Genomic DNA, 20,750 nt, shown 5'->3' on the forward strand with positions numbered 1-20,750 from the left:
GATCCTTCAGTTGCAGCCGGGCGAGTCTAACGGTCCGTGGTGCGGCCACCTAGGGGTGCCTGCGCCAACGGGACGGGGCGTGTCGCGGTGGGCTCCGGCGGGGCGGATTCCTCCTTCGGTTCGCGCTGTCCCGTGCCGGGTTCGGGCACCGGGAGCCTCGCCAGGCCGCACGGCACGTCCTCGCTGACGTACGGCAGCGAGAGCACCCCGTCGCGCGAGAGGAAGCCGCTGCCCGGCAGCCAGCCGCCGGGCGCCGCGACCTGGTGCATCCGGCCCTCCACGGGTCGCCACAGGCCGAGCCACGGGGAGCCGCCCTCCGTGCTCGCCACGTGCAGCGCCACCGCGCAGCCCTCCGGCATCAGCGACTGTCCCGGCTGGATCGCGAAGGGCGTCAGCTCGCAGTCGGCGAGGCGCAGCGACTCCGGGAACCGGATCGGCAGCGTACTGCCCAACACGCCCCAGCCGAGCCGGAGTTCCCCGGGGCTCGGAGCGTCCGAGCGGAGCAGGATGAGCCCGCTGTCGAGATCGGCGAGGAGCAGCCGGTCCTCGCTTTCCTCGGCGATCTGGAGGAGCGGGGAGACCTCGCCGCCCCGGTCCAGATCCACCACCACCGTCTTCACCGGGCCGCCGCCGTCCGCGTCCGGCGGTGTGCGGTCGAGCGCGAGCAGCCGGGCCTCGCGGGACAGCCAGACCCCGCCCGAGCAGCGCCCCGGCACCTCGGCGAGCAGCTCGGGCCCGGAGCCGGCGCCCGCCACCTGCCATACGGCGGTCGACTCCCCGTCGGCGCCGGCCGACAGGGCGTAGGCACACCGCCCGTCCGGCGCGGGGGGCAGCAGCGTGAGCTCCGCGCACTCCACGGCCCCGAGCGGCACCTCGCCCGTGCCCGGGCCCGTCGGGTAGAGCAGCGAGAACATCCGGCGCCCCGCCGCGGCGCGCTGGATCAGCACCCGGCCGTCCGTCAGGGGCAGCACGGCGGTACCGGGCTCCTCCGGCTGCGGCCCCGGCAGCGGGACCGCGTACGGCTCGGGTCCGTCCAGGGTCCAGCGCTCGGGAAACCAGGAGTCCTCGCTCCCGCCGTGCCGCGCGAGCCGCGCCGCGTACGTCGCGTCCATCGTGAGCACACATCCGGTGTGCGGCGGTCGTGGCCGTGTTTCTGGCGTGTCTGGCGTATCCGGCGTGGGTTCCGTGGCCAGGGCCGTCATGGATTCAGTCACCTCCGCTTGTGTTCGCCACGAACGTAGTTTTCGTACGAACCTCCGTGGCACCTCGCGCCCGCCGTTTCACACGAAAGGTGGGCCATGCCCCGAATTGGCTGAGAACGGTGGGTCCCCTGTGCTCTCCTGTGTGCCCTTCCGGAACGGGCCGGGCTTGGGGGTGGGGCGGGCGGCGCGGGTAACCTGTCTGCGTGCCCCGTCTGTCTGAAGTGACCACCGCCCTCGAAGCCCTCTGGCCCCCGGCCCTCGCCGAGGGATGGGACGCGGTGGGCACGGTCGCCGGCGACCCGGACGCCGAGGTGGGCCGGGTGCTCTTCGCGGTCGACCCCGTCCAGGAGATCGTCGACGAGGCGGTGAAGCTCGGCGCGGACCTGCTGGTCACCCACCACCCGCTCTACCTGCGCGGTACGACGACGGTGGCGGCCTCCACGTTCAAGGGCCGCGCCGTCCACACGCTGATCAAGAACGACATCGCGCTGCACGTCGCGCACACCAACGCCGACAAGGCCGACCCCGGCGTCTCCGACGCGCTCGCGGGCGCGCTCGACATCCGCGTCGTACGTCCCCTGGTCCCGGACCCCACCGACCCCGCGGGCCGCCGCGGCCTCGGCCGGGTCTGCGAGCTCGAGCACCCGCTGACGCTGCGCGAGCTCGCGGGCCGCGCCGCCGACCGGCTGCCCGCCACCGCGCAGGGCATCCGCGTCGCGGGGGACCTCGACGCGACGGTGCGTACGATCGCCGTGAGCGGTGGCTCAGGCGACAGCCTCTTCGACGAGGTGCGTGCGGCGGGCGTCGATGCTTTCCTCACCGCGGACCTGCGCCACCACCCGGTGAGCGAGGCCCGTGAGACCACGCCTCTCGCGCTGCTCGACGCGGCGCACTGGGCCACCGAGTGGCCCTGGTGCGAGCTGGCCGCAGCTCAGCTCGACGAGATCTCCGACCGCGAGGGATGGGGCCTGCGGGTCCATGTCTCGAAGACGGTCACCGATCCCTGGACCGCCCACGCGGCGTCCCACCCCCAGCCTGTATCTACATTTGGAGCCCCCAACTGAACGCCGAGCCCGCCGACCAGATCCGACTTCTCGACGTCCAGGACCTCGACGTACGACTGCAGCAGCTCAGGTACAAGAAGCGGTCGCTGCCCGAGCACGCCGAGATCGAGTCGCTGACCAAGGACCTCACGCAGCTGCGCGATCTGCACGTCGCCGCGACGACCGAGGAGAGCGACTGCGCCCGCGAGCAGACCAAGGCCGAGCAGGACGTCGACCAGGTCCGCCAGCGCGCCGCCCGCGACCAGAAGCGCCTCGACTCCGGCGCGGTCACGTCCCCCAAGGACCTGGAGAACCTGCAGCGCGAGATCACCTCGCTCGCCAAGCGGCAGGGTGACCTGGAGGACGTCGTCCTCGAGGTCATGGAGCGCCGCGAGTCCGCGCAGGAGCGCGCGGGTGAGCTGGCCGAGCGGCTCTCCTCGGTGCAGGCCAAGGCCGACGACGCGACCTCGCGGCGCGACGCGGCGGCCGCCGCCATCGACGCCGACGTCTCCTCCGCCGCCAAGGAGCGTGAGGTCGTCGCCGGGTCGATCCCGGCGGACCTGCTGAAGCTGTACGACAAGCTTCGCGAGAAGGAGGGCGGGGTCGGTGCGGCGAAGCTGTTCCAGCGGCGCTGTGAGGGGTGCCGGCTTGAGCTCAACATCACGGAGCTGAACGAGGTGCGTGCCGCTGCCGCGGATTCGGTGGTCCGTTGTGAGAACTGTCGGCGGATTCTGGTGCGGACGTCCGAGTCGGGGCTGTAGGAATGTTGCGGCCCCACGGTGTTGCGGTCTCGGGGCGCTGCCCCGGACCCCGCTGCTCAATCGCCGCAGGGGCTTGATATGCCGGTACCCGACTTGAGCCCGCCTGCCACCTTTCTGCTGCTGCGGCACGGCGCGACCGCCCTCACGCCCGAGAAGCGGTTCTCCGGGAGCGGGGGCGGCGACCCCGAGTTGTCCGAGGCCGGGCGGCGGCAGGCCGAGCAGGCCGCCGCTGCCCTGGTCGCGCGCGATGGTGTCGAGGTCGTCGTGGCCTCGCCGCTCAAGCGGTGCCGGGAGACCGCCGAGGTCGTCGCCGCGCGGCTCGGGCTCGGCGTCGAGGTCGACGACGGGCTGCGCGAGACGCACTTCGGGGCGTGGGAGGGGCTCACGTTCAAGGAGGCCGGCGCCCGCTACCCGGACGACCTGAACGCCTGGCTCGCCTCGCCCGATGCCGCCCCGACCGGTGGCGGCGAGAGTTTCGCCGAGGTCGCCGAGCGGGTCGCCGAGGCGCGGGACCGGCTGACGGCCGTGTACCGGGGGCGTACCGCCCTGCTGGTCAGCCATGTGACGCCGATCAAGACGCTGGTGCGGCTCGCGCTCGGCGCCCCCGCCGAGGCGATGTTCCGCATGGAGCTCGCGGCGGCGTCCCTGACCACGGTCGCGTACTACGCGGACGGGAACGCGAGCGTGCGCTGCCTCAACGAGACAGCGCACCTCACATAGTTCAGCCGAACCAGCTGGTTCAGATGGTTCAGCGCAGCGAGGACGCCTCGCGGGCCAGGGCCTCCACCCGGTCCCAGTCCTTCGCCGCGATCGCGTCGGCGGGGAGCATCCAACTGCCGCCTACGCAGCCGACGTTCTTCAGCGCCAGGTACGTGGGCGCGTTCGCGGGCGAGACGCCGCCCGTCGGGCAGAACCGGGCCTGCGGCAGCGGACCGGAGAGCGCCTTCAGGTAGGGGGCGCCGCCGGCGGCCTCCGCCGGGAAGAACTTCATCTCGTGCACGCCGCGCTCGATCAGCGCCACGACCTCCGACGTCGTGGAGACGCCGGGCAGGAACGGCACGCCCGACTCCTTCATCGCACCGAGCAGCGTGTCCGTCCAGCCGGGGCTGACCAGGAAGCGGGCGCCCGCGTCGACCGAGTCGGCGACGTTCGCGGGCGAGATCACGGTGCCCGCGCCGACGACGGCGTCCGGGACCTCGGCGGCGATCGCCCGGATCGCGTCGAGCGCGGCGGGCGTACGCAGGGTCACCTCGATGGCGGGGAGGCCGCCCGCGACGAGCGCCCGCGCGAGCGGCACCGCGTCGGCGACGTCCTCCACCACGACGACGGGGACGACAGGGGCGAGATCCAGCACGGAGGCGGAGCCGGCAGAGGCGGCGGCAGTCGAGGTCATGGCCCCATCCTGCCCCGCCCGCAGCAACATGCGCAAAGGTCGTTGCACATGCTGCAATCCGTCTGGTCTTTCTGGTCCTTACAGGGTCTCTAGTGGATCTCGTCCACCAGTACGTCCAGATTCCACGGCCGGCCGGCCTTCGCGGGCCCCTCGACCTCCACGACGTACCCGAGGTCCCGCAGTACGTCGACGAGCTCGGCGGGCCCGGCCGGCGCGGACCCCGCCGTCAGCAGCGACCGGACGATCCGCCCCTTGGTCGCCTTGTTGAAGTGGGAGACGACCTTGCGGGTCGGCGCGTGCAGCACGCGCACCGTCGCCGTCCGCTCGGCCACGTCTCCCTTGGGCTTCCAGGCGCTCGCGTACGCCGACGACCGGAGGTCGAGGACCAGGCCGGTACCGGCCGCCTCCGGCAGCACCTTCGCCATCGGGTCGCGCCAGTACGCCCCGAGCGCGCCGAGTCCCGGCAGCTTCACGCCCATCGAGCACCGGTAGGAGGGGATCCTGTCGGTGACGCCGACCGCGCCCCACAGCCCCGAGAACACGAGCAGCGACCTGGCCGCCCGCTTCTTCGCCGCCGCGTCGAGCGAGGCCAGGTCCAGGGCGTCGTACAGGACGCCCGTGTAGATCTCGCCGGCCGGGCGCGCGCCCGCCGTGCGCAGCTCCGTGTTCTTGGCGATCTCGCCGCGCAGCCCCTCGCTCAGGCCGAGCACCTCGCGCGCCTTCTCCTCGTCGGCCGCGCACAGCTCCACCAGCTCGTCCAGGACGGCAGCCCGCGCCTCGGCGAGCCCCTGCAACGAGAGGCCCTCCGGCTTCAGCGGCGCCCCGCGTCCGGAAGCGGCCTTACCCTCCGACGGCGGCAACAGCACAAGCACGGGGCACTCCTCATACACGTACGGAACAACTGTCGATCGACGCACCAGCCTACGGCCCTACGGCGTGCCAACCCCGCCACCGGCTTCTACGCTCGACGCATGCCCCGTCGCCACCTCCGAGTGACCGGCGTGGCGCGGGAGCCGCTCGGCGCCGTGCTGCGCGAACTGCGTACGAAGCTGGACGTGCCGGAGGAGTTCCCGGCCGATGTGCTCGCGGAAGCGGAGAAGGCCGCCGCCGATCCGCCGTGGCTGCCCGACCGCGACGAGACGGCGATCCCCTTCTTCACCATCGACCCGCCCACGTCGACCGACCTCGACCAGGCCATGCATCTGTCCCGGCGCTCCGGCGGCGGCTACCGCGTGCGGTACGCGATCGCCGACGTCGCCGCGTACGTCGCGCCCGGCGGCGCCCTCGACGCCGAGGCGCACCGCCGCGTCACCACCCTCTACTTCCCCGACGAGAAGGTCCCGCTGCACCCCACCGTGCTCAGCGAGGGCGCCGCGAGCCTGCTGCCGGACCAGACCTGCCCGGCCATCCTGTGGACGATCGACCTGGACGCGGACGGGCGCGCCGAATCCACGGATGTCGTCCGCGCCCTCGTCCGCAGCCGCGCCAAGCTCGACTACGCGGGCGTGCAGAAGGCCATCGACGACGGGACCGCCGAGGAGCCGCTCGCCCTGCTCAAGGACATCGGGTCGCTGCGCGAACGGCTGGAGGTCGAGCGCGGCGGCATCTCGCTCGACGTGCCCGAGCAGGAGATCGTCGCGAGCGACACCGCGTACGAACTCGCCTACCGGGCCCCGCTCCCCGCCGACTCGTGGAACGCCCAGATCTCGCTGCTCACCGGCATGGCGGCCGCCGACCTGATGCTCGCCGCGGGCACCGGCATCCTGCGCACCCTGCCCGCCGCCCCCGACGGCGCGGTCGGCCGGCTGCGCCGCACCGCGAAGGCCCTGCACATCGAGTGGCCGCACCACGTCCCGTACTCCGACCTGATCCGCACCCTCGACCCGCGGATCCCGCACCACGCCGCGTTCCTCCAGGAGTGCACGACGCTGCTGCGCGGCGCGGGCTACACGGCGTTCCGCGGCGGCGACACCCCGGCCCTCGCCACCCACGCGGCCGTCGCCGCGCCCTACACCCACTGCACGGCCCCGCTGCGCCGCCTCGTCGACCGCTACGCGTCCGAACTCTGCCTGGCCGCGTCCGCCGAACGTGGCGTCCCCGAATGGGTGTTGACGGCTCTGGACGGCCTGCCGAAGGAGATGGCGGAGGGCACCCGGCGTGCCAATTCCGTGGAGCGCGAGTGCGTCGACATCGTCGAGGCGGCGCTGCTCAGGCACCGGGTCGGTGAGGTCTTCGACGCGGTGGTGGTGGACGTGAAGGACCGCGAACCTGCCGCCGGAACCGTGCAGTTGACCGAGCCCGCCGTCGTCGCCAGGGTCGAGGGCGGTACGTCCGCGCTGCCGCTGGGGGAGCGACTGCGGGTCCGGCTCGCGCAGGCGGACCCGGGCTCGGCGAAGGTGCTGTTCACGCCGGCGTGAGCCGCTGCTCCAGGGTGCGCGCGAGCCCGTCGGGATCCTCCGCGTGCAACCGCACCAGGCGGATGTCCCTCGGGTGGCCGAGGAACGTGAAGTGCCGTACGGGAGAGGTCAGTTCGAGGGTGATGCTGGTCTGGGCGCCGACGTCCAGATTCAGCTCGCCCTCCGTGGGCTGGTGCGTGTACTTGTTCTCGCGGCGCACGGCCCCGATCCGCTCCAGCGGTATCAGCAGGTCGACGAGGGCGCCGCGGCGCACCCGCAGCGTGTCGGCGGTCACGACGTGCGGCCGGGTCACGGCCGCGGCGTGCAGGCCGAGCACCCACACCACCGTGTAGACGTCGAGGACGAGCACGACGCGGTGCAGTAGCGGCCAGTTGTGCAGCAGGGCCCACATCGCGGCGGTCTCGACGAGGCACACGAACGCGAAGGCGTACATCATCACGGCCTGCCCGCGCGCATACGCGAAGGCGCTCGCCCCCGCCGGAACGCCGTTGCGGCGCCGCGTCACCCACAGCCAGTAGCTCCCGAGCACCCGCAGTTCGTGCCCGATGAGCCGGCGAACCTTGGCGGGGACGACCTCCCGCACGGCGTCCCGGCCGCCGCGCCGGTACAGCACGGCGAGCCCGCAGACCTCGACGACGATGACGGCGACGACCGCGGCCTCGACGCTGCGAGGTGGCCGCGCGCCCGCCAACAGGCAGCCGGTGAGGACCAGTTCGGCGGCCAGGGCCGCGTAGGCGAGGACGCGCAACGTCGTGCGCAGGGTCGTCATGGCGCACCGCCCTCGGCGGCCGTCCGCATCGCGAGCCGGACGGCCTCGGCCTGGGCGGGGGAGAAGTCGGCGAGGAAGGTGTCGAGCAGGGTGTTCCCCTCCGCGAGCGCCTCGCCGATCGGCAGCTCGCTCGGTACGCACGCGGCCAGCGCCCGCGCCGCCTCCGCCACCCGCGGGTCGTCGGGGGCGGCGTCGGCGAGTGCGTCGAGCCGGGCGTAGACCTCGTGGGCCGCCGCCACGGCACCCGGTGCGGAGAAGGCGGGCAGCAGCGTCGCCATCAGCTGCTCGCGGGCCTCGGGCGGGGCGGTCGTGTCGATGAGCGCGAGCACCTCGCGGTCCTTGGCGGCCATCGGCGAATCGGCGCCGGTGTCGCCCAACTCGCTGAAGAAAGAGGCGAGTTCTGGCGACACCGGGCCCTCTGCGGGCAGCCGCCCCCGTTCGGCCTCCGTCAGGAGGGTCCGCAGCCGGGTGCGGCGTTCGTGGATCGCCGCCTCCTGCCTCGCCAGGTCCGCGTCGAGTTCGGCGAGCACCTCCACGAGGTCGCGCCCGGCGTCGTCGGCCAGCACGTCCCGCACCTCGGCGAGCCCGAGCCCCAGCTCGGTAAGGCGCCGGATCCGGGCCAGCTCCACGGCGTGCCGCAGGCCGTACTCGCGGTACCCGTTGCCGAGCCGCTCGGGCTCCGGCAGCAGGCCGAGATGGTGGTAGTGCCGGATGGCACGCGTGGTGACGCCGACAAGCCCGGCGAGCTCTCCGATCCGCATGACCTCAGTAGAAACGTTGACGCTGCGGCAAGGTCAAGCGGACGGGATCCGGTGCACCGCCAGGTAGGATGGCCACACGGCAGACGAGCCGGGCGGGCGGCCGCGTGGGATTCCTTCGGGGGTCTCCCGAGGAACGTCCGGGCTCCACAGGGCAAGGTGGTGGCTAACGGCCACCCGGGGTGACCCGCGGGACAGTGCCACAGAAAACAGACCGCCCAGCTTGCTGGGTAAGGGTGAAACGGTGGTGTAAGAGACCACCAGCGCCTGAGGCGACTCAGGTGGCTAGGTAAACCCCACCTGGAGCAAGGTCAAGAGGGGCCGATTCTTCGGAGCCGGTCCTGCGCGGACGATCGAGGGCTGCCCGCCCGATGTTCGCGGGTAGACCGCAGGAGGCCGGTGGCAACGCCGGTCGTAGATGGATGGCCGTCGCCCCGACGACCGCGAGGTCCCGGGGCACAGAACCCGGCGTACAGCCCGACTCGTCTGCCCCATTACGCCGTCCCGGAAGCGGAATCAAGGTCTTCATTTACCTGCCGCTTACAGCTAACGTCTGTGAGCATGAGTGAGCAGGGCGTCACGGGGGCTGCCGCCACCCCGGACTTGAACGACACCACGGACCCGGTCGGCAGGCTCGACCGGCTGCCCGTCGGTCCGTGGCACCGCCGGCTGACCGCGATCGTCGGCATCGGAGCCTTCTTCGATCTCTACGAGGTGTTCCTCGGCGGCGTGCTCGCCGCGGCGCTCGCCGAGTCCTGGCAGTTGTCGGGCACCGAGAAGTCATGGCTGATCGCCTCCGGATTCCTGGGCATGTTCGTCGGCGCCAACGTGCTGTCCGTGCTCGCCGACCGGTTCGGGCGGCGGAAGATGTTCCTGGTCAACCTGGGGCTCTACTCGCTGTTCTCGCTGGCCTCCGCCTTCGCCCAGGACGCGACCCAGCTCTCCGTGCTCCGCTTCCTCGCCGGCCTCGGCCTCGGCGCCGAACTGGTGCTTGTCGACACGTACTTGGCCGAGTTCCTGCCGCGCAAGGTGCGCGGGCGCTACATCGCCTGGGCGTACACCCTCGGCTTCGTCGGCGTGCCCGTCGCGGCGCTGCTCGGCGCGCGACTCGTCGCCAAGCACGAGCTGTTCGGGGTGGACGGCTGGCGCTGGCTGCTCGTCGGAGGCGCACTCGGCGCCGCCTTCATCCAACTCCTGCGGACCCGCCTGCCGGAATCACCACGCTGGCTGGTCTCGCGGGGTCGGGCGGCCGAGGCGGATGCGGTCGTGCGGGGCATCGAATCTCAAGCCCCTGCGGCGATTGAGCAGCGGGGTCCGGGGCAGAGCCCCGCGACCGCGACTCCGGTGCAGCGACCCGAAACGGCGGACGCCCAAAAGGTCCCGCTGAGCCAGATGTTCAAGCCCCCCTACGCCCGCCGCACGGTGATGTGGTGGATCTTCCAGATCCTCCAGACCGTCGGCTACTACGGCTTCGGTTCACTCGCCCCCGTCGTGCTCCAGGCCAAGGGCCACACCGTCACGGAGTCCCTGACGTACGCGGCCCTCAGCTACCTCGGCTACCCGGTGGGCTCCGCGCTGTCCGTGCCGCTGATCGACCGGATCGAGCGGCGCACGCTCATCATCCTGTCGGCGCTCGGGATCGCCGCGTTCGGCCTGGTCTTCGGCTTCGCGGAGGCGTCCTGGCTGATCGTCGGGGCGGGCTTCCTGCTCACCGTGTGCTCCAACGTCTTCTCGAACGCCTTCCACGTCTACCAGACGGAGATCTTCCCGACGGGCATGCGTTCCAGCGCCATCGGCATCGCGTACTCGCTGTCCCGGCTCACCTCGGTGGTACTGCCGTTCATCGCGATCGACGTGCTCGAGGACCTGGGCGCGAACGCGGTGTTCATCGGTTCGGGCGTGCTGATGCTCGTACTGTGCCTGAACGTACGGTTGTTGGGGCCGCGAACGACCGGGCGGAGCCTGGAGTCGATCTAGGCAGGGTTCACGTGCGGGCGTGATGCCGCGATGAAGTCGTGCATGAGGCCGCGCGACTGGTCCCGTACGACCCGGAGCTCCTCGCGGTCCCCGGCCGCGGGGATGCGGTCGACCGATGCCATCGCCTCCTGGGCGAGTGCGGTCAGCGAAGGGCTCGCGGTGAGCAGCTCGACGCGGAACATCGCCTCCATGGCCGAAGCCCTCAACCGGAAGGCCTCGCGCCGCAGTTCATGGACGTCGGCGGTCTCGCCGGGCCGGTCGACGTGCTCGGGAAACCAGCGGTCGAGCTGCCCCCGCCGGTAGTTGGCCAGCGCCCCGCCGAACGCGCAGTACGCGTCGATGCGCTCCTGGCGAAGCCGTTCCGCACGCGCGAAGTCCTGGCCGCGGGCGGCCGTGCGGCTCTGCAGTACGTGACTGAGGCCCGCGCCCAACAGGGTGCCGAGGACCGCGATGACACTGGTGGCGACGACAATCATGGGGCCAGCGAAGCACCTGCGAGGGTGGGCGGGGCCCCGTACGGTCAGATCAGCGGCGGGCGGCCGAGCCGCGTCATCCGCCACACCGTTCTCCAGCGCATCGGGCGACGCTCACCGGCGGACGCGCGCAGGCCCTCGGCGAAGCCGCCCGCCCAGGCGCGCAGGCCGCCGAGCGACCTCGTACGCAGCAGGGTGATGCCCGTCCACACCGCGAGGTACAGCGGGATCAGCGGGAGGGGGAGGCGGCGGCGGGCCAGCCACACCCGGTTCCGGGCGGTCATCCGGTGGTAGACGGCGTGCCGGGCCGGGGACGTCTTCGGATGCTGGAGCAGCAGCGACGGCTCGTACAGAACCTTCCATCCCGCGTCCAGCGCCCGCCACGCCAGGTCGGTCTCCTCGTGCGTGAAGAAGAAGTCGGCGGGCCAGTCGCCGGTCTCGTCGAGCATCTTCATCGAGAAACCGTGGGCGCCACCGAGGAACGCGGTGACGAGGCCGCGCTTCATCGGGTCCTTGGCGCGCAGCCTCGGCACATGGCGGCGCTGGGTCTCGCCGAGCTCGTCGGCGATGCGGAAGCCGACGACGCCGAGCTCGGGGTCGGCCGCGTACAGCTTCTGAATGGTCGAGAAAACGTCGGCGTCGACGAGCAGCCCGTCGTCGTCCAGCTCCACGGCCACGTCCACGTCGCCGAACTCGCGCAGCCGGGCGAGGGCGACGTTGCGGCCGCCGGGGCAGCCGAGGTTCTCGTCCAGCTCGACCGTCGTGACCTCGAACGGGTAGCCGGGATACGCGGGCAGCGGTGTCCCGTTGCCGATCATGACGACGCGGGCCGGCACCGCATCCTGCTTGGCCACCGATTCCAGGAGGGCGGCCACGTCCTTGGGCCGATTGCCCATGGTGACGATGGCCACACCCAGGCGCGGTGGTTCGGTGCTTCGGTGCCTGTCAGTCATGGCGGCGATGGTAGCCGTTCACCTTGTACGTCCTGCCCGTGCGGGGTCAGACCCTCTCCAGGGGCCGGTACGGCTCGGCCGGCAGTTCCACGCGGATCGTGTCGCCGGGCCTGACTTCGCCACCCTCCCGTACGACGCTCATGACCCCGGCCTTCCGCACGAGCTCGCCGGTCTCCGGGTCCCGCCCCACGACCTGCTTGAGGAGCCCGCCCTGGAACGCATCGATCTGCGCGCACGGGTTGCGCAGCCCCGTGACCTCCACGACGGCGCCGCCCTCGCCGAAGTGCAACAGGGTGCCGGTGGGCAGGGCGAGCAGGTCGATGCCGCGTGTCGTGACGTTCTCGCCGAGGTCGCCGGGCCGTACCGCGTGCCCCGCGCCGGCGACCTCGCCGAACAACTCCTCGTGCATCAAATGCACTTGGCGGAGGTTCGGCTGCGTCGGGTCCTGGGCGACGCGGGACCGGTGTTTGACGGTGACCCCTGCGTGCACGTCCCCCTCGACACCGAGTCCCGCGAGCAGGGTGATGCTTTCCCGGTTCGGCTTGGTGAAGGAGTACGTGCCGTTACTGCTGACCGCCGTGACGCTGCCGCTGTCCACGTGGTGCCCCCTGTGATCCATGGCCAATGATCCACGTCAGCGTAACCGGATCCCCGGGGGTCGGCCCGGGAGCCGCCTGCTCAATCGCCGCAGGGGCTTGAAATGCCTGCTCAATCGCCGGAGGGGCTTGAGTGGCCCAGGGAGCGGTCCGCCACCTGCGCCACGTGTGCGTGCAGTGTGTCCCGGGGGTTCGGGGTCAGTGTGCCGAGGGCGACCAGGGCCGTGACGACGACGTCGCAGAGTTCGGACTCGACGTCGGCCCACGAGTGGCTCACGCCCTTGCGGGGGTTCTGGCCGACCGCGCCGATCACCGCCTCGGAGACCTCGCCGACCTCCTCCGCGAGCTTCAGTATCCGCAGGAGGAGGGCCTCATGGGGCGGGCGGGAGTTGTTGGCGTCGAGCCAGGCGCGCAACTGGTCGATCGTCGCCCACAGGGCGCTGTCGTTGGTGTTGTCGTCGTTCGTCGTCACGGGCGACGAGGGTAGAGGGTCATTCCTCTTCCTTGTCGTCCTGCGCCGCCGCCACCTGCTTGTTGCGGGACGCCACCACGGCCACCGCCGCCGCGCCCGCCCCGACGAGCGCCGCCGGCACCATCCAGTGCCGGTCGAGGCGGTGCCCGAGCGCGTGGTCGAGGGAGTAGCGGCCCGCGCCGGTCACCGAGAGGCCCGCCGCGACGAAGCCGAGGAACGCCGGGTACTCGTACCCGCCGCCCTGCGCGAAGAACCCGTTCGGCGCGTGCACCGCGGCCGCGCCCGCCATGGTCCCGGCGGCCGCCGCCCCGCCCACCGGCGTCGCGAGCCCGAGCGCGAGCAGCGCCCCGCCGCCCGCCTCGCCGAGCCCGGCGGCGATGGCGCTCGCCTTGGGCGGGTGGTACCCCATGGCCTCCATGCCGGCGGCCGTGCCGGACACCCCGCCGCCACCGAACCAGCCGAGGAGTTTCTGCGCTCCGTGCACGGCGAGCACCCCGCCGGTGCCGACGCGCAGCGCGAGCAGCCCCAGGTCCAGGCGCCCGGAGCAGGATTTACGAGACGTACGAAAACGTGAGCAGGTCATGACTTCACCGTCCGGCACTCGTCCGGCCCGCACGCGGTGCGCAGGCCCGTTCGAGTGACCCTAGTTCAGTGGATCAAGCCGCACACCTGATCGCGGGAGGTCAGCCGCGGCCGATGTACGGCATGTTCGTCGCAAGGACCGTCGCGAACTGGACGTTCGCCTCCAGCGGCAGCTCCGCCATGTGCCGCACCGTGCGGCCCACGTCCGCGACGTCCATCACCGGCTCGGCCGCCAGCTCCCCGTTCGCCTGCGGGATGCCCCGCTGCATGGCCTCGGTCATGTCGGTCGCCGCGTTGCCGATGTCGATCTGGCCGCAGGCGATCCGGTAGGGGCGGCCGTCCAGGGAGAGCGACTTCGTCAGTCCGGTCAGGGCGTGCTTCGTCGTCGTGTACGCGATCGAGCGCGGGCGCGGCGCGTGCGCGGAGATGGAGCCGTTGTTGATGATCCGGCCGCCCTGCGGGTCCTGTTCCTTCATCTGCCGGAACGCCGCCTGAGCGCACAGGAACGCCCCGTTGAGGTTGACGTCGACGACGCGGCGCCACGCGTCGTAGTCGAGGTCCTCGATGCCCACGCCGCCGGGGCCGAACGTGCCCGCGTTGTTGAACAGCAGGTCGAGGCGGCCGAAGCGGTCCTGGACGGTGGCGAAGAGCGCCGCCACGTCCTCGGTGTCCGACACGTCCGCGCGGACCACGAGGGAGCCGGCGTCCGGGGCGAGCGCCGCGGTCGCCTCCAGCGTCTCCGTGCGGCGGCCTGCGAGCGCCACCCGCCAGCCCGCCCGCAGCAGTTCGAGGGCGACGGCCCGGCCGATGCCGGAACCCGCGCCGGTGACGACGGCGGTGCGCGAAGCGGTGTCCGTTTGCGAAGCGTTCATGAGGCCGCAGCGTACGGGTCGCCGGGCCACGCGGAGATCATCGATCCGCCATGTGGCTGTTGTGTACGTGACAGTCCACGGTCGTCCCCGGCCACTGCAATAACGCTTCATGCCTCACATACCGCAGCACGCTCCCGAACTCCGCGTCGCCGCCCAGCACTTGGGCCGCAGACGATTCCTCACCGTCACCGGCGCCGCCGCCGCGCTCGCCTTCGCGACCAACCTGCCGACCGCCGGCACCGCGGCCGCCGCCGAGCTCGACGCCCGGAAGATCAAGAGCGACCCCTTCACGCTCGGCCTCGCCTCCGGCGATCCGCTCCCCGACTCCGTGCTGCTGTGGACGCGGCTCGCCCCGTCCCCGTACGAAAGCGGCAGCGGGCTGCCCGCCGCCCGCGTAGAGGTGGCGTGGGAGCTGGCGTTCGACGAGAAGTTCCGGCGTGTGGCGCGGCGCGGCACCGCCACGGCGCACCCCGAGTACAACCACACCGTGCACGTCGAGGTCGACAAGCTCGCATCCGGGCGCGTGTACTACTACCGCTTCCGCGTGGGGAGTTGGGTGAGCGAGACGGGCCGCACCCGCACCGCGCCCGCCACCAACGCGCGTACGGAAGCGCTCACCCTCGCCGCCGTGTCCTGCCAGGCGTACCACGACGGGTACTTCACCGCGTACAAGCACCTGGCGCAGGAGGACGTGGACGTCGTCTTCCACCTCGGTGACTATCTGTACGAGTACGCCGTCACCTCCGCCGGCGGCGCCCGGAACTACACCGACCGCGTGCTGCCCGACGTCTTCAACCGGGAGACCATGACGCTGGAGGACTACCGGCTGCGGTACGCCCTCTACAAGTCCGACGAGAACCTGCGCGCCGCGCACGCCGCGCACCCCTTCGTCGTCACCTGGGACGACCACGAGACCGAGAACAACTACGCGGGCGACACCGACGAGAACGGCAATCCGCCCGAGGAGTTCCTGCTGCGCCGCGCCTCCGCGTACCGCGCGTACTGGGAGAACCAGCCGCTGCGCCGCCCCCAGACGCCGAGCGGCCCCGACATGCGGCTCTACCGGCGCCTGCACTGGGGCAGGCTCGCCCAGTTCGACATCCTCGACACCCGCCAGTACCGCACCGACCAGGCCAACGGCGACGGCTGGAAGGCCCCGACGCCCGAGTCCGAGGCCGCCTCGCAGACGCTGCCCGGCTTCACCCAGGAGCGCTGGCTGACCGACGGCTGGCGCGACTCGCGGGCGCTGTGGAACGTGGTGCCGCAGCAGGTCACGTTCTCCCGCAGGAACAACGCGGTCGAGGGCAACACCACGCTCTCCATGGACTCCTGGGACGGCTACCCGGCCTCCCGCGAGCGGATCCTCAAGGGCGCGGAGGCGGCCCGCGTCGAGAACCTGATGGTCCTCACCGGCGACGTCCACGTCTCGTACGCCATGGACATCAAGCGGGACGCCGACGACCAGGGCTCGCGCACGGTCGGCACCGAGATCGTCACGACGTCCATCACCAGCGGCAAGGACGGCTCCGCCAAGCCCGCCAACTGGGCCGGATACCTCGCCCGCAACCCGCACATGAAGCACTACAACGGCCAACGCGGCTACGCGACCGTGGAGTTGGGGCAGGAAGCGGCGCGGGCCGACTTCAAGACGGTGTCCGCGGTGACCACGCCGGGGGCGGCCCTCACCACGGCGGCCTCGTTCGTGACGGCCGTGGGAGAGCCGGGCCTCAAGCCCGCGTAGCCCTGGTCAGTGCTCGCCGGGATAGCGGACGCCCACCCGTTCCCTGACGGCGTCGAGCGTCCGCATCACGGCGAGCGAACCCTCCAGCGGCACCAGCGGCGACTCCGTGTCGCCCGCCCGGACCCGCCGCATCACCTCGATCGCCTCGTGCCGCATGGAGTCGTGCGGCCCGTCCTCCGGCGCCGCCGTGAACTCCTCCGGATCCCGCCCGTCCCTGTGCAGCACGAACCGCTCCGGGGAGAAGAACCCGGCGGGGACGTCGATCCGCCCGGCCGACCCGGTGACCGACGCGGTGACGCCCGTACCGGCGTTCAGCGCGCAGTGCAGCAGCGCGTGCGCGCCGCTGTCCCACGAGAGCAGCATCCCGGTCTGGAGGTCGACGCCCTCCTCGGAGAGCTGCGCGGACGCCGTCACACCGGTGGGCTCCCCGAGCAGCAGCTGCGCGAACGACACGGGGTACACCCCGAGGTCCAGGAGCGCGCCGCCGCCCTGCGCGGGATCACGCAGCCGGTGCGCGGGCGGGAAGGGCCCGGCGAGCCCGAAGTCGGCCTGCACGGTCCGCACTTCGCCGATCGCACCCTCGTCGACGAGCGCCTTCATCCGCCGCACCAGCGGATGGCAGTACATCCACATGGCCTCCATCAGGAACACGCCCCGCGAGCGCGCGAGCGTCACCAGCTCGGCCGCCTCCCGCACGTTCAGTGCGAACGCCTTCTCGCACAGCACCGCGCGCCCCGCCTCCAGGCAGAGCCCGGCGGCCTCCCGGTGCGCGGCGTGCGGTGTCGCGACGTAGACGACGTCCACGTCCTCGTCCGCCGCGAGCGAGGCCCAGTCGCCGTACGCCCGCTCGATCCCGAACCGCTCCGCGAAGGCCTTCGCGGAGGCCTCCTTGCGCGAGGCCACCGCCACCACCTCGGCGTCCGGCAGATCCAGCAGATCGGCCGTGAACGACGCGGCGATCCCTCCCGTCGCGAGGATTCCCCAACGCACCCGCTCTGTCACCGCGTCCCACCCACTCCAGAAATTGGTCTCGACCGCACCACCGAGCTGAGAGCATAGGGAATCGCACAGGTGGCCGGGAGAGGCGAAGGGAAACGAGGGGCAGCGGGATGAAGGACAGCGGATGTTCCACCGGGAGCACCACGGGGGAGAGCGCGACCGGTGAGGTTCGTGCCACGACCCCAACGCCCGTTCCCAAGGCGGTGGTCGGGGCCGGTGCGAGCCTCCTCGTCACCTTCATCCTCGGCGGCCTCACCGCCGTACCGCCGCTCTCCATGGACATGTACCTGCCGGCCCTGCCGGAGGTCACCGAGGTCCTGCACACCTCGGCCGCCACCGCCCAGCTCACCCTCACCGCGTGTCTGACCGGCATGGCGCTCGGGCAGCTCGTGGTCGGCCCGATGAGCGACAAGTGGGGCCGGCGCCGGCCGTTGATCGTCAGCCTGCTGATCTACATCGTGGCCACCGCGATCTGCGCCTTCGCGCCGAACGCCACGCTGCTCATCGCCTTCCGGCTGATGCAGGGCCTCGCGGGCTCGGCGGGCATCGTGATCGCCCGCGCCGTGGTCCGCGACCTCTACGACGGCGTCGCGATGGCCCGCTTCTTCTCGTCCCTCATGCTGATCTCCGGCATCGCCCCGATCGTCGCGCCGCTGATCGGCGGCCAGGTGCTGCGGTTCACCGATTGGCGCGGCGTCTTCGTCGTGCTCACCTTCATCGGCATCGCGCTCACCGCCGTCGTGTGGAAGTTCCTGCCGGAGACCCTCGCGCCGGAGCGGCGGCACAGCGGCGGCACCGGCGAGGCGCTGCGCACGATGCGCGGCCTGCTCGCCGACCGCGTCTTCCTCGGCTACACGGTCGTCGGCGGCTTCGCGTTCGCGGCGCTCTTCGCGTACGTGAGCGCCAGCCCCTTCGTCATCCAAGAGATTTACGGGGCGTCCCCGCAGACGTTCAGCCTCCTCTTCGGGCTCAACTCGATCGGCCTGATCGCTGTCGGCCAGCTCAACGGCAAGGTGCTGGTCGGCCGGGTCAACCTCGACAAGGTGCTCGGCATCGGCCTCACGCTGGTGGTCCTGTCCGCCGCCTTCCTCCTGCTGGCCGCCACGGGTGTCTTCGGAAGCCCGGAGGAGCTGGGCCTCGCCCCCGTGGCGGCGGGCCTCTTCGTACTCATGGCGTCGATGGCCCTGACCACGCCCAACACCAACGCCCTCGCCCTCATGCGCACCCCGCACGCGGCGGGCTCCGCGTCGGCGCTGCTCGGGACGTCCTCGTTCCTGATCGGCGCGATCGCCTCCCCGCTCGTCGGCATCGCGGGCGAGCACACGGCGGTCCCGATGGCGCTGGTCCAGCTCGTCTGCGGCCTGGTCGCGGCGCTCGCCTTCGTGACGCTCTGCCGCCCCTGGAGGCAGCGCACGGCGGGGGAGGTGGCTGCGCGCTGAACGCGCCGAGACTTCGCCCCGGCACCCCCGAGCGTGCCGGGCTGGACGCGGAGCAGCTCGCCGGGCTCGTCGCCGACGTGCGCCGGCTGCCCGAGGGGGCGCGGCCCTGGTGCGCCGGGGTCGTCGTGCTCGCGGGGCGCGGCCCGGTGGTCGCGGTGGAGGCGGCGGCCGGCTGGGCGGCGCGCTACGCGTCGTACGACGAGGTGACGGACGCGGGAATCGAGCTGCCGCCGGAGGCCCGCGTCCCGATGACGGTGGACACCCCCTTGGACCTGGCCTCGCTCACCAAGCTCTTCACCTCGATCGCCGCCGTGCAGCAGATCGAGCGCGGCAGACTCGGCATCGACGCGAAGGTCGCCGCCTACGTCCCTGAGTTCACGGCCGCCGCCCGGCACGGCATCACGGTCCGCGAACTGCTCACCCACACCTCGGGCCTGCGCCCCGAACTCCCGCTGTACGACGCGCCGGACGCCGCCGCGAGGATGGCGTTGCTTCGCGCGGAGGCGCCGTCCTCCCCACCGGGCGACCACCTCTACTCCGACCTGAACATGCTGCTCCTCCAGCACGTCCTCGAGCGGATCACGGACCGCCCCCTCGACGTCCTGATCCGCGAGGGCATCACCCGCCCCCTCGGCATGACCGCCACGTCGTACGGTCCGTGCCCGGACGCCGCCGCCACCGAGGACCAGCGCCGCCCCTGGGCCAAGGCCGACCGGGGCATGGTGCGCGGCGAGGTGCACGACGAGAACGCCTGGGCGGTCGGCGGTGTGGCCGGTCACGCGGGCCTCTTCGCCACGGCGTACGACCTGGCCATCCTCTGCCGCACCCTCCTCACCGGCGGCTCCTACGGCACGGCCCGCATCCTCGGCCCCGACTTCGTCGACCTGATGCTGACCCCGCCCGGCCTCGGTTTCCACCTCGACCAGTCCTGGTTCATGGGCGAACTGGCGGGGCGCGGCGCGGCGGGCCACACCGGTTTCACGGGAACGTCCCTGGTGATCGACCCGGCCACCGACACCTTCCTGGTCCTCCTCGCCAACACCGTGCACCCCCGCCGCCGCGGCCCGGCGAACGGCCCACGGGTGGCAGCGGCGAACCGGGTGGCGCGGGCGGTGGTCTGACGGGTGCCCGTGACCACCCCCACCACTTCGTAGAATCACGGGGTGAACGCCCCCCTCCAGTCGACCTCCGACACCCTCCGGTCCACCCTCGCCGCGCTCCTCGAAGGCCTCCCGCCCACGCAGGCCGCGAAGGCCGTCGAGCGGCTCATCGCGAACTACCGGGGGACCACCCCGACCGACGCCCCGATCCTGCGCGAGCGGGCGGACGTCGTGGCGTACGCGGCGTACCGGATGCCGGCCACGTTCGAGGCGGTGCGCTCCGCGCTCCACGCGCTGGACGCCGCGGCCGACTGGCGGCCCGCCGGGCACCTGGACATCGGCGGCGGCACGGGCGCGGCCGTGTGGGCTGCGCGGGACGTGTGGCCGGGGGAGCGGACCACGACGGTCGTCGACTGGTCGCAGCCCGCGCTCGACCTCGGCCGTGAACTGGCGGCATCGCAGGGCGACTTGGCGAACTCGGTGCGCTGGGAACGCGGTCGGGTCGGGGCGCACGACGCGCCGGAGGCCGACCTCGTCACCGTCTCGTACGTGCTCAAGGAGCTGACCGAGGGGGACCGCGCGGTCGTCGTCGACGCCGCCGCGCGGGCCGCCACCGGCGCCGTGGTCATCATCGAGCCCGGCACCCCGGACGGCTACGCCCGTGTCATCGAGGCCCGGGACCGGCTCATCGCCGCCGGGTTCCACGTGGCCGCGCCCTGCCCGCACAGCGCCGCCTGCCCCATCGTGCCCGGCACGGACTGGTGCCACTTCTCGGCGCGGGTCGCCCGGTCCTCGCTGCACCGGCAGATCAAGGGCGGTTCCCTCGCGTACGAGGACGAGAAGTTCGCGTACGTCGCGGCGACCCGCTTCGCGCCGGACCCGGCCGCGTCCCGCGTCGTCCGCAAACCCCAACTCCGCAAGGGCCAGGTCCTCCTCGACCTCTGCGAGTCCCGGGGGGCCCTGACCAGGATCACGGTGACCAAGCGCCACGGGTCCGCTTACCGCGAGGCCCGGAAGGTCGAGTGGGGCGACGCATATTCAAGCCCCGCCGGCCCATCGAGCCCGGTCGGCCCATCAAGCCCCGCTGGCCCATCAAGCCCCGCCGGCGATTGAGGCGCGGGGTCCGGGGCAGAGCCCCGATCTTTTGAGCCCCTGCGGCGATTGAGCAGGCGGCTCCCGGGCCGAACCCCGGGGGCGGGCCCC

The 20,750-nt window shown here is 72.3% G+C and carries 20 protein-coding genes, 1 other RNA gene and 1 pseudogene; 10 read left to right on the forward strand and 12 right to left on the reverse strand.

The window, feature by feature from the left end:
* Nucleotides 1–26: 26 nt before the first annotated feature.
* A complete protein-coding gene (locus ACIRHA_RS38300; protein WP_403855584.1) occupies nt 27–1,202 on the reverse strand; it encodes a hypothetical protein in 1,176 nt (391 codons plus the stop codon).
* Between the two features lie 203 nt (nt 1,203–1,405).
* Between ACIRHA_RS38300 and ACIRHA_RS38305 the strand changes: the two genes are divergently transcribed.
* The 3 genes and pseudogenes from ACIRHA_RS38305 to ACIRHA_RS38315 form a co-directional block, all read left to right on the forward strand.
* Complete coding sequence (locus ACIRHA_RS38305) at nt 1,406–2,266, forward strand: Nif3-like dinuclear metal center hexameric protein (RefSeq protein ID WP_403855586.1); 861 nt, start codon at nt 1,406–1,408, stop codon at nt 2,264–2,266.
* Entirely contained in the window at nt 2,263–3,006 is a 744-nt protein-coding gene (locus tag ACIRHA_RS38310; RefSeq protein WP_403855667.1) for a zinc ribbon domain-containing protein, read from the forward strand. Before ACIRHA_RS38305 ends, ACIRHA_RS38310 begins: the two co-directional genes overlap by 4 nt.
* Before the next feature lie 84 nt (nt 3,007–3,090).
* A pseudogene (locus tag ACIRHA_RS38315) lies at nt 3,091–3,726 on the forward strand (histidine phosphatase family protein); the annotation flags it as partial.
* Between the two features lie 28 nt (nt 3,727–3,754).
* Here ACIRHA_RS38315 and eda read toward each other — a convergent pair.
* Together eda and yaaA are read right to left on the reverse strand one after the other, a co-directional pair.
* Complete coding sequence (gene eda, locus ACIRHA_RS38320; RefSeq protein ID WP_403855588.1) at nt 3,755–4,399, reverse strand: bifunctional 4-hydroxy-2-oxoglutarate aldolase/2-dehydro-3-deoxy-phosphogluconate aldolase; 645 nt, start codon at nt 4,397–4,399, stop codon at nt 3,755–3,757.
* 89 nt (nt 4,400–4,488) lie between these two features.
* Nucleotides 4,489–5,271 carry a peroxide stress protein YaaA gene (gene yaaA / locus ACIRHA_RS38325; RefSeq protein WP_403855590.1) on the reverse strand — a complete coding sequence of 261 codons (783 nt, stop codon included), beginning with the start codon at nt 5,269–5,271 and terminating at the stop codon, nt 4,489–4,491.
* Nucleotides 5,272–5,370: 99 nt separating this feature from the next.
* Here yaaA and ACIRHA_RS38330 point away from each other — a divergent pair, with 99 nt between their 5' ends.
* On the forward strand, nt 5,371–6,816 hold the full coding sequence (locus ACIRHA_RS38330) for an RNB domain-containing ribonuclease (RefSeq protein WP_403855592.1): 1,446 nt from the start codon (nt 5,371–5,373) through the stop codon (nt 6,814–6,816).
* Here ACIRHA_RS38330 and ACIRHA_RS38335 read toward each other — a convergent pair.
* Together ACIRHA_RS38335 and ACIRHA_RS38340 are read right to left on the reverse strand one after the other, a co-directional pair.
* Nucleotides 6,803–7,585 carry a hypothetical protein gene (locus tag ACIRHA_RS38335; RefSeq protein ID WP_403855594.1) on the reverse strand — a complete coding sequence of 261 codons (783 nt, stop codon included), beginning with the start codon at nt 7,583–7,585 and terminating at the stop codon, nt 6,803–6,805. The two genes, ACIRHA_RS38330 and ACIRHA_RS38335, sit on opposite strands and share 14 nt — an antisense overlap.
* Nucleotides 7,582–8,346: a MerR family transcriptional regulator gene (locus tag ACIRHA_RS38340; RefSeq protein ID WP_403855596.1), complete on the reverse strand. Its 765-nt coding sequence runs from the start codon at nt 8,344–8,346 to the stop codon at nt 7,582–7,584. The genes ACIRHA_RS38335 and ACIRHA_RS38340 overlap by 4 nt, the downstream gene beginning before the upstream one ends.
* A gap of 84 nt (nt 8,347–8,430) precedes the next feature.
* On the opposite strand from ACIRHA_RS38340, the gene rnpB reads away from it, so the two are divergent.
* Nucleotides 8,431–8,832, forward strand: an RNA gene (rnpB, locus tag ACIRHA_RS38345) — RNase P RNA component class A.
* Between the two features lie 72 nt (nt 8,833–8,904).
* Complete coding sequence (locus ACIRHA_RS38350) at nt 8,905–10,320, forward strand: MFS transporter (RefSeq protein ID WP_403855598.1); 1,416 nt, start codon at nt 8,905–8,907, stop codon at nt 10,318–10,320.
* Here ACIRHA_RS38350 and ACIRHA_RS38355 read toward each other — a convergent pair.
* The 6 genes from ACIRHA_RS38355 to ACIRHA_RS38380 all read right to left on the reverse strand — a co-directional run bounded on the left by ACIRHA_RS38355 (nt 10,317) and on the right by ACIRHA_RS38380 (nt 14,268).
* Nucleotides 10,317–10,796, reverse strand: a complete 480-nt coding sequence (locus ACIRHA_RS38355; protein ID WP_403855600.1) for a hypothetical protein — start codon at nt 10,794–10,796, stop codon at nt 10,317–10,319. The genes ACIRHA_RS38350 and ACIRHA_RS38355 overlap by 4 nt on opposite strands.
* A gap of 44 nt (nt 10,797–10,840) precedes the next feature.
* Entirely contained in the window at nt 10,841–11,746 is a 906-nt protein-coding gene (locus ACIRHA_RS38360; RefSeq protein WP_403855602.1) for a glycosyltransferase family 2 protein, read from the reverse strand.
* Nucleotides 11,747–11,792: 46 nt separating this feature from the next.
* Nucleotides 11,793–12,365, reverse strand: coding sequence for an MOSC domain-containing protein (locus ACIRHA_RS38365; RefSeq protein ID WP_403855604.1), 573 nt, complete (start codon nt 12,363–12,365; stop codon nt 11,793–11,795).
* 89 nt (nt 12,366–12,454) lie between these two features.
* Nucleotides 12,455–12,814 (reverse strand): MazG-like family protein, encoded by a 360-nt coding sequence (locus ACIRHA_RS38370; protein ID WP_403855606.1) that lies wholly within the window; start codon nt 12,812–12,814, stop codon nt 12,455–12,457.
* Nucleotides 12,815–12,833: 19 nt separating this feature from the next.
* Nucleotides 12,834–13,397, reverse strand: a complete 564-nt coding sequence (locus ACIRHA_RS38375; protein WP_403855608.1) for a DoxX family protein — start codon at nt 13,395–13,397, stop codon at nt 12,834–12,836.
* A gap of 100 nt (nt 13,398–13,497) precedes the next feature.
* Nucleotides 13,498–14,268, reverse strand: coding sequence for an SDR family oxidoreductase (locus tag ACIRHA_RS38380; protein ID WP_403855610.1), 771 nt, complete (start codon nt 14,266–14,268; stop codon nt 13,498–13,500).
* A 109-nt stretch (nt 14,269–14,377) separates the two neighbouring features.
* On the opposite strand from ACIRHA_RS38380, the gene ACIRHA_RS38385 reads away from it, so the two are divergent.
* Nucleotides 14,378–16,009, forward strand: coding sequence for an alkaline phosphatase D family protein (locus ACIRHA_RS38385; protein WP_403855612.1), 1,632 nt, complete (start codon nt 14,378–14,380; stop codon nt 16,007–16,009).
* A gap of 6 nt (nt 16,010–16,015) precedes the next feature.
* Here ACIRHA_RS38385 and ACIRHA_RS38390 read toward each other — a convergent pair whose 3' ends face one another.
* Nucleotides 16,016–17,011, reverse strand: a complete 996-nt coding sequence (locus ACIRHA_RS38390; RefSeq protein WP_403855614.1) for a Gfo/Idh/MocA family protein — start codon at nt 17,009–17,011, stop codon at nt 16,016–16,018.
* Nucleotides 17,012–17,118: 107 nt separating this feature from the next.
* Between ACIRHA_RS38390 and ACIRHA_RS38395 the strand changes: the two genes are divergently transcribed.
* From ACIRHA_RS38395 to ACIRHA_RS38405, 3 genes are read left to right on the forward strand one after another with little or no spacing between them, the layout of a single operon-like run.
* Nucleotides 17,119–18,447: a multidrug effflux MFS transporter gene (locus ACIRHA_RS38395; protein WP_403855616.1), complete on the forward strand. Its 1,329-nt coding sequence runs from the start codon at nt 17,119–17,121 to the stop codon at nt 18,445–18,447.
* Entirely contained in the window at nt 18,399–19,568 is a 1,170-nt protein-coding gene (locus ACIRHA_RS38400) for a serine hydrolase domain-containing protein (RefSeq protein ID WP_403855669.1), read from the forward strand. Before ACIRHA_RS38395 ends, ACIRHA_RS38400 begins: the two co-directional genes overlap by 49 nt.
* A gap of 42 nt (nt 19,569–19,610) precedes the next feature.
* Entirely contained in the window at nt 19,611–20,660 is a 1,050-nt protein-coding gene (locus ACIRHA_RS38405) for a small ribosomal subunit Rsm22 family protein (protein ID WP_403855618.1), read from the forward strand.
* Nucleotides 20,661–20,750: the final 90 nt, after the last annotated feature.

It is taken from the genome of Streptomyces sp. NPDC102360 (assembly GCF_044766085.1).
GTDB lineage: Bacteria > Actinomycetota > Actinomycetes > Streptomycetales > Streptomycetaceae > Streptomyces.